Source organism: Streptomyces griseocarneus (assembly GCF_014655595.1).
GTDB classification, from domain to species: domain Bacteria; phylum Actinomycetota; class Actinomycetes; order Streptomycetales; family Streptomycetaceae; genus Streptomyces; species Streptomyces griseocarneus.
Map to the genome: position 1 here is coordinate 226322 of NZ_BNBL01000005.1, position 13163 is coordinate 239484.

12 protein-coding genes are annotated in these 13163 nt (G+C 73.0%); 7 read left to right on the forward strand and 5 right to left on the reverse strand.

The window, feature by feature from the left end; genetic code table 11:
* Positions 1-23 precede the first annotated feature (23 nt).
* The 4 genes from IE295_RS15010 to IE295_RS15025 all read left to right on the forward strand — a co-directional run bounded on the left by IE295_RS15010 (position 24) and on the right by IE295_RS15025 (position 5562).
* Complete coding sequence (locus tag IE295_RS15010) at positions 24-947, forward strand: VOC family protein (protein ID WP_190064124.1); 924 nt, start codon at positions 24-26, stop codon at positions 945-947.
* A gap of 179 nt (positions 948-1126) precedes the next feature.
* Positions 1127-1786: a response regulator gene (locus IE295_RS15015; RefSeq protein WP_190064390.1), complete on the forward strand. Its 660-nt coding sequence runs from the start codon at positions 1127-1129 to the stop codon at positions 1784-1786.
* Between the two features lie 14 nt (positions 1787-1800).
* A complete protein-coding gene (locus tag IE295_RS15020) occupies positions 1801-3828 on the forward strand; it encodes a GAF domain-containing sensor histidine kinase (protein WP_190064125.1) in 2028 nt (675 codons plus the stop codon).
* Positions 3829-3909: 81 nt separating this feature from the next.
* Positions 3910-5562, forward strand: a complete 1653-nt coding sequence (locus tag IE295_RS15025) for a carboxylesterase/lipase family protein (protein WP_190064126.1) — start codon at positions 3910-3912, stop codon at positions 5560-5562.
* 15 nt (positions 5563-5577) lie between these two features.
* On the opposite strand, the gene IE295_RS15030 is transcribed toward IE295_RS15025, so the two are convergent.
* Positions 5578-7089 carry a hypothetical protein gene (locus IE295_RS15030; RefSeq protein WP_190064127.1) on the reverse strand — a complete coding sequence of 504 codons (1512 nt, stop codon included), beginning with the start codon at positions 7087-7089 and terminating at the stop codon, positions 5578-5580.
* Positions 7090-7190: 101 nt separating this feature from the next.
* Here IE295_RS15030 and IE295_RS15035 point away from each other — a divergent pair, with 101 nt between their 5' ends.
* The gene (locus IE295_RS15035) at positions 7191-8024 is read left to right on the forward strand and encodes a MerR family transcriptional regulator (protein WP_190064128.1); all 834 of its coding nucleotides are present in this window, start codon (positions 7191-7193) and stop codon (positions 8022-8024) included.
* 43 nt (positions 8025-8067) lie between these two features.
* Here the strand turns inward: IE295_RS15035 and IE295_RS15040 are convergent, their stop codons facing one another.
* Complete coding sequence (locus IE295_RS15040) at positions 8068-9072, reverse strand: helix-turn-helix transcriptional regulator (protein WP_190064129.1); 1005 nt, start codon at positions 9070-9072, stop codon at positions 8068-8070.
* Positions 9073-9199: 127 nt separating this feature from the next.
* On the opposite strand from IE295_RS15040, the gene IE295_RS15045 reads away from it, so the two are divergent.
* Positions 9200-9676, forward strand: a complete 477-nt coding sequence (locus IE295_RS15045; protein WP_190064130.1) for an RICIN domain-containing protein — start codon at positions 9200-9202, stop codon at positions 9674-9676.
* Positions 9677-9787: 111 nt separating this feature from the next.
* Here IE295_RS15045 and IE295_RS15050 read toward each other — a convergent pair whose 3' ends face one another.
* Positions 9788-10237 (reverse strand): hypothetical protein, encoded by a 450-nt coding sequence (locus IE295_RS15050; RefSeq protein ID WP_224323256.1) that lies wholly within the window; start codon positions 10235-10237, stop codon positions 9788-9790.
* A 53-nt stretch (positions 10238-10290) separates the two neighbouring features.
* Positions 10291-10938: a hypothetical protein gene (locus tag IE295_RS15055; RefSeq protein WP_190064131.1), complete on the reverse strand. Its 648-nt coding sequence runs from the start codon at positions 10936-10938 to the stop codon at positions 10291-10293.
* Between the two features lie 92 nt (positions 10939-11030).
* Between IE295_RS15055 and IE295_RS15060 the strand changes: the two genes are divergently transcribed.
* The gene (locus IE295_RS15060; protein WP_190064132.1) at positions 11031-11948 is read left to right on the forward strand and encodes a DUF6891 domain-containing protein; all 918 of its coding nucleotides are present in this window, start codon (positions 11031-11033) and stop codon (positions 11946-11948) included.
* 55 nt (positions 11949-12003) lie between these two features.
* Here IE295_RS15060 and IE295_RS15065 read toward each other — a convergent pair whose 3' ends face one another.
* Complete coding sequence (locus tag IE295_RS15065; protein ID WP_190064133.1) at positions 12004-13128, reverse strand: alkene reductase; 1125 nt, start codon at positions 13126-13128, stop codon at positions 12004-12006.
* Positions 13129-13163: the final 35 nt, after the last annotated feature.

Here is a 13163-nt window from a genome sequence, read left to right on the forward strand (position 1 = left end):
CCTGATGTACCGAGGAGTTCACCATGTCCCTGCACCGACTGTCCTCCGTCACCATCGGGGTTCCCGACCCCGCCGCGACAGCCCCCTACTACACCGAACTCGGCCTGCGACCGCAGGACGACGGCTGGTTCTCCACCCGCGACGGGGGCCGCCAGCTGCGGATCGTGCCGGCGCCCACCCGCAGGCTGGTCGAGATGCGGATAGGCGTCGACGACACCGACGACCTGGACGCCGCCGTCGCCCGCCTGCGCCGCATGGGCGTCGCCGCCGTCCGCGGAGCCGGGCCGAGCCTGAGCGCCGCCGACCCCGTCACCGGCGCCCGGGCCGTACTCCAGGTGGAACCGCGCCCCACCCGGCCGACGACACCCCCCACCCCGTACAACGGGCCGGGGCGCGACGAACGCACCGCCGGCCGGGCCCCGGGCGTCCTGCGCACCGGCCGGGTGCGGCCCAGCAAGCTGGGGCACGCCGTCCTCGGTACCCCCGACCCCCGGACGACCGCGGCGTTCTTCGGCGACGGCCTCGGCTTCAAGGTCAGCGACTCGCTGGGCGACGCGGGCGCCTTCCTGCGCTGCACCACCGACCACCACAACATCCTCGTCCTGGCGGCCCCCGTCCCCTTCCTGCACCACACGTCCTGGCAGGTCGACGACGTCGACGACATCGGGCGCGGCGCCATGGCCATGCTCGAGGACCACCCCGAACGCCACATCTGGGGCTTCGGCCGCCACCACATCGGTTCCAACTTCTTCTGGTACCTCAAGGACCCGGCGGGCAACTTCACGGAGTACTACTCCGACATGGACTGCATCGTCGACGACCAGCTGTGGGACCCGGAGGTCTTCGACGTCAACGAGAGCTTCTTCAGCTGGGGGCAGCCGCCCCCGCCCTCGTGGATCGCGCCGGAGGACCTGGCCGCACTGATGACCGGCACCCACACGGCCTGACCCCCGCCTCGCCCCGCCCGCGCCGTCCCGGACGCCGCGCGAAGCCGGGGCGAGCAACAAAACGAGAGATCGCCCGGGGCGGCGGCTAGCGTCGCCCTGTGAGAGAAGAAGGCGCTGACGACGAGCACGATGAGCACGACAAGAGCGGCGAGCACGACGAGAACGGCGAGAAGACAGCCATGCCCCGTGTCCTGATCGTCGACGACCATCCGCTGTTCCGCAACGGCCTGAAGGCCGCGCTGGAGAGCACCGGCGGTGCCGGCGTCGTCGCCGAGGCCGCCACCGCCGGCGAGGCGCTGGAGGCCGTGGCGCGACAGCGCCCCGACGTCGTCGTGATGGACCTGGCCCTCCCCGACGCCTCCGGCATCGACGTCACCCGGCAGCTCGCGGGACTCCATCCCGGGCTGCCGGTGCTGATGCTGACCATGTCCGACGACGACGGGAGCCTGCTGGCCGCCCTCCAGGCCGGTGCCCGCGGCTACCTGGTCAAGGGCGCGGGCGCGGGGGAGGTCCTGCACGCGGTCCGCACGGTGGCCGCCGGCGGCGCGGTCTTCGGCCCGCAGACCGCGGCCCGCCTCACCGCACTGCTGTGCGAGGGACGCCGCCACGACGCCGAGCAGCTCTTCCCGGCGCTCACGGCGCGTGAGGCGGAAGTACTGGAACTCATCGCCCGGGGCCGGGACAACCGGCGCATCGCCCGGGAGCTGGTGCTGTCCGAGAAGACGATCCGCAACCACGTCACGCACATCTTCGACAAGCTCCAGGTGACCACCCGCGCCGAGGCCGTGGCCAGGGCGCGGGACGCGGGCCTGGGGGACGGGAACGGGGACGAGGACTGAAGGGGCGCGCTCCGGTGGACGAGGCGGGAACAGCGCGGGGCGGACGGTCCGTCCTGACCTTCGCCGCGTACGGGCTGACCCTCGCCTCCGCCGTGACCTGGGCCGTCCTCGCCCTCGCCCACCTGGACGACGCGCGGCTGACCCCGTACATCGTCCCCCGCGGTGTCCCCGTCGTGGCCTCCACCGGAGTCGTCCTGCTGGGCGCCTTCATGACGGCCCACCGGCCCCGCAGCATCCTGGGCCCGCTCCTCGTCGCGACCGGGACGGCCAACGTCCTCTCGGACGCCGGCCTCATCGCCGCCGTCGTCACCGACGCCCCGCACGGCGTCGGCGCCACCCTGATCGTCGTCTCCAGGCTGGCCTACGCACTGGCCGCCTTCACCTTCTACGCGCTGCCGCTGTACCTGCCGAGCGGCGAGCCGCCCCGCCACTGGCTCTGGCGGCCCTACCTCGCCCTCCTCGCCGCGTGGAGCCTGGTGCACGCCTACTCCGACCCCGTCCCCGCGCGCAGCTACACCGTTCCCGACCCGATGAGCCGGGGCGCGTGGGAACGGCTCAGGACCGTCCTCCTGACCCATGTCCCCGTCGTCCCCCTGATGACCGCCCTCCTGCTGACCGGCCTCACCGTCATGGCCGTGCGCTGGTGGCGCGCCCCCGACCGCCGCCAGATCATCCCCGTCCTGCCGTACGTCCTGTGGCTCGTGCTCCTCTACGTCAACCGCCTCGCCCCGCCCCAGGGGGCCCTCTGGTCCTACGGGTACGCCGTGGCGTTCCTCTGGCCGTTCTGCGCGATCTACGGGATCAGCCGCGACCGCTCCGGCCAGCTCGACCGGGCCACGCGCAAGATGCTGGCGTCCCTCCTGCTGACCGCCGTCCTGATCGCCGTGTACACCGTCGTCTCCCTGCTGGCCCTGCGCGCCCTCCCCGGCGGACCGAGCACCCAGGCCATCGTGTCGGGCGCCGTGGGCCTGGCCTCCGGGGCCCTGCTCTACCCCTGCGCACGCCTGGCCGTACGCGCGGTGGACCGCATCTACTACGGCGACCGCGCCCGCCCCTACCAGGTCGTCCGCGAACTCTCCCAGCGGCTCAGCCGGGCCGCCGCACCCGCCCAGGCCCCACGACTGCTGTGCGACACCGTCGTGACCACCCTCAACCTGCCCGGAGCCAAGGTGGTGGTCGACACCCGCGGCGGCCCCCGCACCCTGGCCGCCGCCGGGGAGCCCGTGCCCGACTCCTACGGCTTCCCCCTGACGTTCGAAGGCAACGTCGTCGGCCACCTGCACGTCGCCCCCAGGGCGGGCCAGCGGGCACTGGACCGCCAGGACCAGGAGGTCCTGCGGTCCCTCGCCGACCAGGCGTCACCCGCGCTCGCCTCCGTACGCCTCTACGAGGACCTGCGGGCGGCCCGCGAACGCATGGTGGTGACCCGCGAGGAGGCACGCCGCACCCTGCGCCACGACCTGCACGACAGCCTGGGCCCCGCCCTGTCCGGCACCCGGCTGCAGATCGACGCCGCGCGCTACGTCGTACCGGACGGCTCCACGGCCGCCCAGCCGCTGGAGACCGCGTCCGAGGGCATCGGGCAGGCCATCGCCGAGCTCCGCCGCATCTCCGCCGGCCTCGCACCCGCCGCCCTCGACCGCAACGGGCTGGGCGGTGCGCTGCGGCAGCTGGCGGACCGGTTCGGGCAACGGCTCCGGGTGGACGTGCACTTCACCCCCGACCCGCTCCCGGGGCTGCCGGCCGCCGTGGAAGTGGCCGTCTACCTCATCGGGGGCGAGGCGCTGAACAACGTCGTACGGCACTCCGGTGCCACCACGGCCGCGCTGAACGTGCGCGTGGTGCCGGACGAGGTGACGATCGAGGTCAGCGACGACGGACACGGGCTCGTGGAACACCGCACGGGCGACGGCGTGGGCATCCGGTCCATGCGGGAGCGGGCGACCGAGCTGGGCGGCCGGTTCACCCTGGCGGGCGGCCAGGACGGAGGCATGGTCGTACGGGCGTCGTTCCCGCCGGTGGCGGGCCCCTTCCCGGGCTGACCGCGCCCAGGGTGCACGGTCGTTCACCTGTGCCCCGCCCGGGTGGCGGAAACCCTCCCCGCCCACGGGTAGACATCCTTCATGGCCACCACGCGCAGGCTGTTCGTCCCCCTCCTCCTCGGGCTCCTCGGGTTCATCGGCCTCGCCGCCCCCGCCGCCACGGTCTCGGCCCAGGAGGGCGCCAGGGCACCGGAGGACCCGGCGGTGGTCACCACGGACACGGGCCCCGTACGCGGCGTGGTCACCGAGCGCGGCCGCGCCTTCCTCGGCGTGCCGTTCGCCGCGCCGCCGGTGGGCGAGCGACGGTGGCGACCACCCCGGCCCGCCACCCCGTGGACCGAGGTCCGGGACGCCACCCGCTTCGCCGGCGCGTGCGCCCAGCCGGCCCGGCCGGTGCTCGGCACGTCCGACATCACCAACGAGGACTGCCTCTACCTCAACGTCTTCACCCCGCCGGGAGGCGGTGGCGGCAAACCCGTCCTGGTCTGGTTCCACGGCGGCTCGTTCGTCTCCGGCTCGGCCGCGAGCTACGACGCCTCCCGGCTGGCCCGCGCCGGCGACGTGGTCGTGGTCACGGCCAACTACCGGCTGGGCCCCTTCGGCTTCCTGGCCCACCCGGGACTGACCGCCGAGGCCCCGGACACCGGCTCCGGCAACTACGGCCTCATGGACCAGCAGGCCGCACTCCGCTGGACCAGGACGAACGCGGCCGCCTTCGGGGGAGACCCCGCGAACGTCACGGCGGCCGGCCAGTCGTCGGGCGGCCTGAGCGTCTGCGGACACCTGACGTCGCCCGGCTCGCGTGGCCTGTTCGCGCGTGCCGTCATCCACAGCGCCCCCTGCGGCGTGGCGACCCGCCCGGCGGCCGAGGCTGGATCGGCGGGCACGGCCTTCGCCAGGGGAGCCGGCTGCCTGGGCGGTGACCCCGCCGTGCTGACCTGTCTGCGGGGCAAGCCGGCCGCCGACCTGCTGAAGGCGCCCACAAGCGGCGCGGCCCCCTGGTGGCCGGTGTCCGGCACGCCCGTCCTCCCCGTGCCGCCCGCGGAGGCCATCGCGGCGGGCGACCACGCCAAGGTGCCGGTGCTCATCGGCAACGGCCTGGACGAGGGCACCATCGGCACCGTCATCGTCGAATCCTCCGGCATCCGCTTCAACGCGGTCACCTACCCCGTCGTACTCACCACCCTCTTCAAGCTGGACGGCCCGCGCGTCGCCGCCCACTACCCGGCATCGCGGTACGGCGACGACTACCGCCTGGCGTTCGCGGCCGCGTTCGGCGACTACCTCGTCGCCTGCCCCACCCGGGAGTCGGCGCGACAGCTGGCCACGGCGACGCCGGGCCGCGTCTTCGCGTACGAGTTCGCCGACCGCTCCGCGCCCGTCCTCTACAACGTGCACCCCGACTTCCCGCTGGGCGCCTACCACGGCGCCGAGATCCCGTACCTGTTCGACTATTTGCCGGCGGGCGAGATCCACCTGAACCCGGCCCAGACCCGCCTGTCGCAGTCCATGACCAGCTTCTGGTCCCGCTTCGCCGCCACCGCGACCCCGGCCCCCGGCACCTGGCCCGCGACCACCCCGGACCCCTACCGCCCGCTGTCCCTGGCCCCGGACGCGATCACACCGCGGACCGACTTCGACACGGGCCACCAATGCGACTTCTGGTCCACGGTCCCGCGCCCGACCTCCCAGGGACCGTTGACGGCGGAGGTGCGCCTGCCGCAGCCGCGCTGACGGGATCCGTCGGGCTCAGGACGGATTGTGGTTCCAGCCGTCCCAGCCGTTCCAGCCGTTTCCGCTGGTGATGCGGAGTGCTCCGTCGTGCAGGGCGAAGTGGTGGGCCCCATCGTCGTCGACGGTCAGGTGGGGGCGGCCGGTGCCCTGGAACGCCTCGGTCCGCAGCTGGACGTGGGTGGGCTCGGTGCTGTGTACGCCGCGCAGTCGCCACGGCGCCTCTTCGGCGCTGTCGGGGTAGGGCGGTACGGCCAGGTGCACGAGGGCGGAGGCGTCGCGGTGGGTGCCGTAGCGCGTGTGCGCCGAGGTGTAGGCGGCCAGCCGGAGCTCGGCCTCCAGCGGGCCAGGGGCCGCCGAGGGGGCCGGAGCGGACCGCTGCGGTGCGTCGACGGTCCGGTGTGCCCGGGCGGCCCGGTCGGTGAGGCCGGCGAGGACATCCGGTGGGCAGGCGGTCTCCGACAGCACCGCGGCGAACCACTTGGCGAGAGCGGGTCCGCCGCGCCGGGCCCAGGTCTCCATCAGCCGTAGGAAGGCGGCTTCGCGGCGGTGGGGCAGACTGTGCCCGCCCGCGGCGAGGATCGCCTGGCCCGCTCCGGCGAAGACCTGGTGGATGACGCGTACCGGGACCCGGGGCGCGCTCTGGGCGTAGCGGACCATGCGGATCTCCAGCATGGCGCGGTGGAGGAGCGTCGCGGCGGCCATCGCGTAGGCGCCCAACTGCCCTTCCTGCGGGACACCGGCGTAGGCAGGCCGGCTCTCCCGGGGCGGTGTGGCCGCGTCCGCCCGGTGGCCGGCGGCGGACAGGTGCCAGTAGCTGTCGTCGGGGTGCAGGTCGGCCGTCGCCGCGTGGAGCATGCCGTGGGCTCCGATGCCGATCGCGACCCCGTCCGCTTCCGGTCGGAAGGTGACGCCGCGGGCGTCACGGGAATCGAAGCGGACCTCGGTGATGTCGCACAGCCGTATGTTCAGCGTCGCGCTCCCGAGAGAAGTGTCGTCGTCGACGGGATAGGCGCGGGCGACGGCCAGCTCGAGGTAGCCGGTCAGACGGCTGCCGGCCCGCTCGACCCGCACGTAGCGGACCTCGGCCGACGGCAGGTCGTAGTCGACGGCCAGGCTCTGTACGGTCCGCGGCGTCATCGCCATCACCGGGGCCATGACCCGCCCCTGGTAGTCACGGCCAGGCTCGTCCGGCTTCGCGGGCGACAGCAACCCGTCCAGCGAGAGCCCGGCGGCCGAGGCCCGCTCCACCATCCAGGCCCGCCTCTCCTCACCGAAGCCGGCCATCCACTCCAGCACCGCTAGTGCACGACGTTCGCGCGCGCCGTGCGTGCCGGCCGTCGCCGCCCGCACCAGGGGAAGGGTGGTGTTGTCCCACACGTCCGCCGCCGCGCGGATGGCCTCCCGGTCGAACCGGCGGGCGTCCGCGGACGCTTCGGCGATCCGCACCAGCGAGAGATCCAGCAGCGCTCCCAGCACGGCGAGCGCGGAAGGCCGCTGTCCGGCCGGGGAAACATCGAGGTTGGCCATGCCAGGATCGTCGCACGAAAGACGATCATGTCGGACAGGGGCCGGACGGAGGCCGGACAGAGAGTCGATCGCTTGACCTTGCCCTTGGGTCAGACAGGAGTGTGACGGGCGTGGAGGACGACGACCCCCTGCTGAGCATCGGTGCGTTCGCGCGCCGCGCCCGGCTCTCGCCCAAGGCCCTGCGGCTGTACGACCGGCAGGGCCTGCTGGCCCCGGACCGGGTCGACGCGGTGACCGGCTACCGGTACTACCGGGAGAGCCGGCTGGCCACCGCGCGGCTGATCGTACGGCTGCGCGGCCTGGACATGCCGCTCGCCCGCATCGCGGAGGTACTGACCGCGCCCGCACCCGAGGCGGCCGCCCTGGTGGCCGGCTACTGGGAGGGCGTCGAGCGGCGGGTCGCCGCGCAGCGGGAGCTCGCCGTCCACCTCCGTATCCAGCTGTCGGGAGGAAGAGAGGGAATGGACATGTACGAGATCAAGCAGCGCGAGGTGCCGGAGCAGTTGGTGCTCACCGAGCGGCGCCACGTCCGGCCGGAGGACCTGCCCGTGTGGATCCCGCAGGCCTGCGACCGCCTCGAGGAGGAGGCCAAGGCCTACGGCGGCGTCTTCGCGGCGCCGTTCGTGGTCTACCACGGCCAGGTCAACGAGGACAGCGACGGGCCGGCCGAGGTCTGTGTGCCCATCGATCCGGCCCGGGCCGCGGACGTCACCACGGCCGTCCGGACCGAGCCCGCCCATCGCGAGGCGTACACCACGATCACCAAGGCCCAGGTGGAGTACCCGCAGATCCTCTCCGCGTACGAAGCGGTCTACCAGTGGATCGAGGCGAACGGCGGCCGTGAGACCGGCCCCTCCCGGGAGGTCTACTTCGCCGACTGGGCAGCGTCCGGCCCCGCCACCGAGGTCTGCGACATCGCCGTGCCCATGGCATAGAGCCGTCGGGGGCGCCGGGGGACGGGCCCCGTGCGCCCCCGTCTCACGACAAGGCCGCGATGAGTTCTTCGCGGCAGGACACGCCGGTCTTGCGGTACACGGCTTTGAAGTGGTCGTTGACGGTGTGCGGCGACACGCTCAGGCGGCGGGCGATCTGTTTGCCCGACAGGCCCTCCAGCGCCTGTTCGATCACCGCGTGCTCCCTGCGGGTGACGCCGTACCAGGCGGCGACCGCCGGGAGCAGGAGACCGGCCGAGGCGGGCTGGATGGTGATGACGACATCGTCCGGCGCGCCGCCGTCCAGGCGTTGGGCGTGCACCCCGATCCAGCCGTCCGCGGTCGGCACCCGGGTCAGCGCACCTCCCGGGCTGTGACGGGCGAAGAAGGCGATGTTCCACGTGGTGAGGGCGAGGTCGTCCTCGGTGGTGAGCACCAGGTCGGGTGCGCAGGCGCGCAGCCAGTCGCGGCCGGTCGGGGAGGCCGTCCTGATCCTGTCGTCCCCGCTCACCACGATCACACCGGGCGGCCGTACGCCCGGAAGCGGACGAGGCGTTGTCAGACCCGTCACAAACCTTCGCAGAATCGTGCACAAGTCCGGCACGAGCCGCTGGACCGTAGCGGCGTCGTCGGAGGAGAACGGACGCCTGCCCCGTTCGCGCAACAACACCATCGTTCCCCACAGCACGCCACCGGCGACCAGCGCCGCCCGCAACTCGCTGCCGAACCCCTGGGGGATGAGCACCTCGTGCAGGCGGCGGCTCGACCGCTCCTCGGGAGCACCCGAGCCGAGCACCCCGACCTTCGACGGGCCGCCGGCGAGTTCCGAGAACGGGAACAGGTCCTGGCCCCGGACGTCGTCGATCAGGGTGCGACGGAACAGCTCGCCGCAGTAGCCGTGCTCCCTGCACACGAAGCACCCCGCGCCGGTGACCGGGTCGCTCCCGGCGAGCGTGTACCCGTCGTGCGGTACGAGCCGCCCGATGCGCTGCGACAGCTCGCGTCCCAGCTCCGGAACGGTACGGGCCTCGGCCGTCGCCTCCGTGAACATGAGGCGAGTATCGGGGCCGCGCCCGGGTCAACCCCCTGGATCGCGGGATGTTCACTCTCAGGCGTCCACGTGATCCTCGAAGGCAAGCGGATCCGCACCGGAGACGCACGGGAGAACGGATGCAGCGATGCGACGTCGACTCACCACGATCGCCCTCGCCCTGGGTACGGCGGCACTGCCGCTGATCACCACGCAACCGACGATGCCGGCTGCCGCGTCGGCACGGGACTTCATCGAGGTGCGCAGCGACATGCACGACAAGTGCCTGGCGTCCAACGGCGACAACGTCGAGATGCAGACCTGCGGCCAGCGCGGCAACCAGCTCTGGTTCTGGAACGGCCGTGCCCTCGTCAACACCGCCGAGAACCACTGTCTCGACGTGCGGAACGGGGAGATCAACGCCCCTGCCCAGGTGGTCGGCGACTGCCACGGCAACGCCAACCAGCGCTGGACGTACAACCCCGGCACCCGAGAGCTGATCTCGGATGTGAATCCCCAGTGCCTGAGCATCCAGAACAACGGTGAGCACAGAGACGGCGCGGGAATCAACATGCGCCAGTGCACGCGTGCGAACTGGCAGACGTGGCGGATCACGCACGTCTGACCGGTGCCGTGCGGTGAGGCCCCGGAGCGAGGGGGAGGCTCCGGGGCCCCGCTTCGTCAGGCCGGTTCTTGAAATCGCCGTACCCCTGGTCCCCGGCCGTCCCGGGCGGGGTCATTCGGGGGTGAGGGGTTCGACTTCCAGCCAGTGCAGCCGTCGCTCACCGCGGTACTCCAGCGCGAGCCAGCCCAGCTTCTCGAGGGCCTGGGCGCACCGCCCCAACCCGGTGTGCTGCTCGTAGGCGGCCCGGCTCCCGGACGGTCCGTGCCATTCGACGCGTGCCACCGTCTGCGGCTGACGCCCTCGAGGGAGCGCTCCGGTCGGCTCGCTCGGGCGGACGACGTACCCGGTGCACAGCCGCCGCCCGTCGTCGCCGACGGCGGAGGGCGGGATGCCGGCCGCTTCCAGGACCAAGGCGACCGCGCGTACCGGCTGCAGACGTTCCCATTCGGCCGGGACCGCCTCGGGCTCGGCGGCACCGGCGTTCATCACCCGGCGGATCTGCAGGAGACCGTCGAGGGCGCGCTGAACCGCGGCCGCGCGCTCGCGAGGACCGGCGGTCACGGGGCCCGTGTCCCCGGTCGCCACCTCGAAACCCGCCGTACCGCTGATCGCCCTCACCCCTCCCCGTCGTTGCGCGGCGCCCCGTCACCGACCGGCGGCAGATCGCCGCGCTGGACGGGCTGCCCGCCGTCGCCCTGCCGGGGAGGCAGTACGGCGTCGAGTTCCGCGTCGCTCGCGGCGTGCGCGGCGTCGGCCGCCTTGCGCAGGGTGGCGCGATCCACTGTCCCGGTCTCGGCGTTGACCCGCACCAGGCGCCCGTCCGTCTCGGTCGCGTACTCGTGTTGCGTGCCGCTCGTGCGGTACCAGCTCTTGCCGTCCTTCACGCACTCGACGGCGCGGCCCGTGCCACCGTTGCCGACGCCGAGCGGGGTCTTCGGGCAGCCGGCCGCGTCCATGGAGCCCCGGTCGACACCGAGACGTATCTGCGCTCCCGTGTCCTGCTTCACGTACGTCGCCGAGAACCCGTCGGAGCCGAGGACGCCCACCGACTGCTTGGCGACCTCATAGCCCGGCACCTTGGTGACGTAGACGTTCTCGAGCGCCACCTGGGCGGCACGCGCGCGTGCCGCCAGCTCGGACCGGTCGGCTCCGGAGCGGCCGGCCCCGCCGCCGGCGGTTTCGGTTCCGCAGCCCACCAGGGCAAGGGACACGGCGGCCGTCACGGGTAACAGGGGGCGCGACAGGCGCGCGGCAGATCTCATGGGGTCATGGTGCCGCACGATGCGTTGCCAGGGCCCCCGCCCCTTGGAAGATCTGGTTCCGATTGTCAGTGGTGCGTGTCAGAGTGTGCGCCATGCTTGCGATCACCGTGAACACCGAAGCCGGAGGCCGGCACGTCCGGGCCACCGAGGCGGAGCTGGCCGGACTGGTGCGCCGCATCGGCGCCGACGACGACCACTTCCTCGTCCTCAGCCGGATACCGGACCTCCCCGACGTGTTCCTCCAGGTCTGGCACGAGACGGGCGGCGGCTACACGCTGGAGCACCGCGACGGCGCCCACGACCGGCACTTCCAGGTGGCACTCGACGGACCCGAGCCGGTGATCGCGGCCATGACCGGCTGGGCACGCCGGCAGAACGGCTGGGACGCCGGACTGGAGTGGACGCCGATGGACTTCCCGGCACCCGCGCCCATCCCCCCGCTCGAACTCGACGAGGAGGAGCGCGAACTGCTGGAGGACCGCCTCCGCGAACTGCTCGTCGGCGGCTACACCACCCGCGCCGAGCTCGCCGAAGTCGCCGAGGACTACCTCGTCTCCGGTGACCGCCGGCCGGTCTCCCACGCACAGGCGCGACAGCTGGCCGACCTGATGTGGCAGGAGCGCGTCGAGGAGCAGGCGTCCTGGGAGGGCACCACCGACCCGGAGCGGCTGTCCCTCGTCTTCGCCGCGCTCGACGCGGCGGGCATCACGGCGCGGGAGAACTTCACCTGCTGCCGCACCTGCGGCCAGAGCGAGATCGGGGCGGAAGCCGCCCCGGACGCCCGCGGCTTCGTCTACTTCCACACCCAGTGCACCGACAGCGCCGCCGCCGGGTACGGACTGACCCTGCTGTACGGCGGGTTCGACGGCTCGGCCGACACCACGGCGGCCATCGGCGAAGAGGTCGCCTCGGCCCTCCGCTCCGCCGGACTTCAGGTCGACTGGAACGGCGACCCGAGCCGGGCCCTGACAGTCACCCCGCTCGACTGGCGCAAGCGGCTCGTCGGCTAGGCCGCGCGGCGGCCCCGGCCCCGGCGGCGATCGCCGCGATGTTCACGGTCACGGATCAGCGTGCGCTCGCCCCGGCGAGGGCGGCGGCCAGCACGGGATAGTCGGTGTACCCGGTCTCTCCGCCCACGTACATCATGTGCTTGTCGCGCACCTGGTTGAGCGGCGCGCCGACGCGCAGCCGTTCGACCAGGTCGGGGTTGGCCAGGAACGCGCGGCCCAGGGAGATCAGGTCGGCTCCGGCGTCCAGCAGCCGCTCGCCCGCGTGCTTGCCGCCGTCGGCGGGTAGCGGTTCTCCCCAGCCCAGTGCGGGGTTGGCGATCAGCGTGCCGGGCCAGGCCTTCCGGATGTCCTGGAAGAGGGGCTGGTCCGGGTCGGCGAAGACGATGTGCAGGTAAGCCAGGCCGGTGTCCGCCAGGGCCTCGATGAGCGCCGGGTAGATGCTCTCGGTGTCACCCTCGTCGATGCCGTTGACGGCGTTTCCGGGGGAGATGCGCAGGCCGACCCGGTCGGGCCCGATGGCTTCGGCGACCGCCTGGACCACCTCGACGACGAACCGTATGCGGCCCGCGACCGAGCCGCCGTAGGCGTCGGTGCGACGGTTGGTGTTCCGTGCCATGAACTGGTGCAGGAGGTGGCCGTTGGCGGCATGCACCTCCACCCCGGCGAAGCCGGCGTCGACGGCGTTGCGGGCGGCGGCGGCGAAATCGGCCACGGTGGACCGGATGTCGTCGTGGGTCATCTCCCGCGGCACCACGGATTCCTGGCGTCCGCCAGGGGTGTGGATCGTCTCGGGGAGCGGGACCGGCGAAGGCGCGACCGGCATCAGCCCGCTGTTGTCGGGGTGGCCGACCCGGCCGCCGTGCTGCAGTTGCAGGAACATCCGGCCGCCCTCGGCCCGTACCGCATCGGTGACGCGCCGCCAGCCGGTCACGTGCGCGTCGTTGTGGATCGCGGGGATGTTGGGGTAGGTCTGCCCCACGGCGTTCGGCGTGGCGGCCTCGGCGATGATCAGCCCCGCGGAGGCGCGCTGCGCGTAGTACGTGGCCATGATCGGCTGCGGGACGCCGTCGGCGCCGGCGCGGTTGCGGGTCAGCGGCGCCATCACCAGACGGTTGGGCAGGTGCAGAGGGCCGAGGCGGGTGGGCTCGAAGAGGCGGGACGGTGCGGGTGTGTTCGTCATGCCGTTACGGTAGGAGTTGACATCAGTGTCAGGTT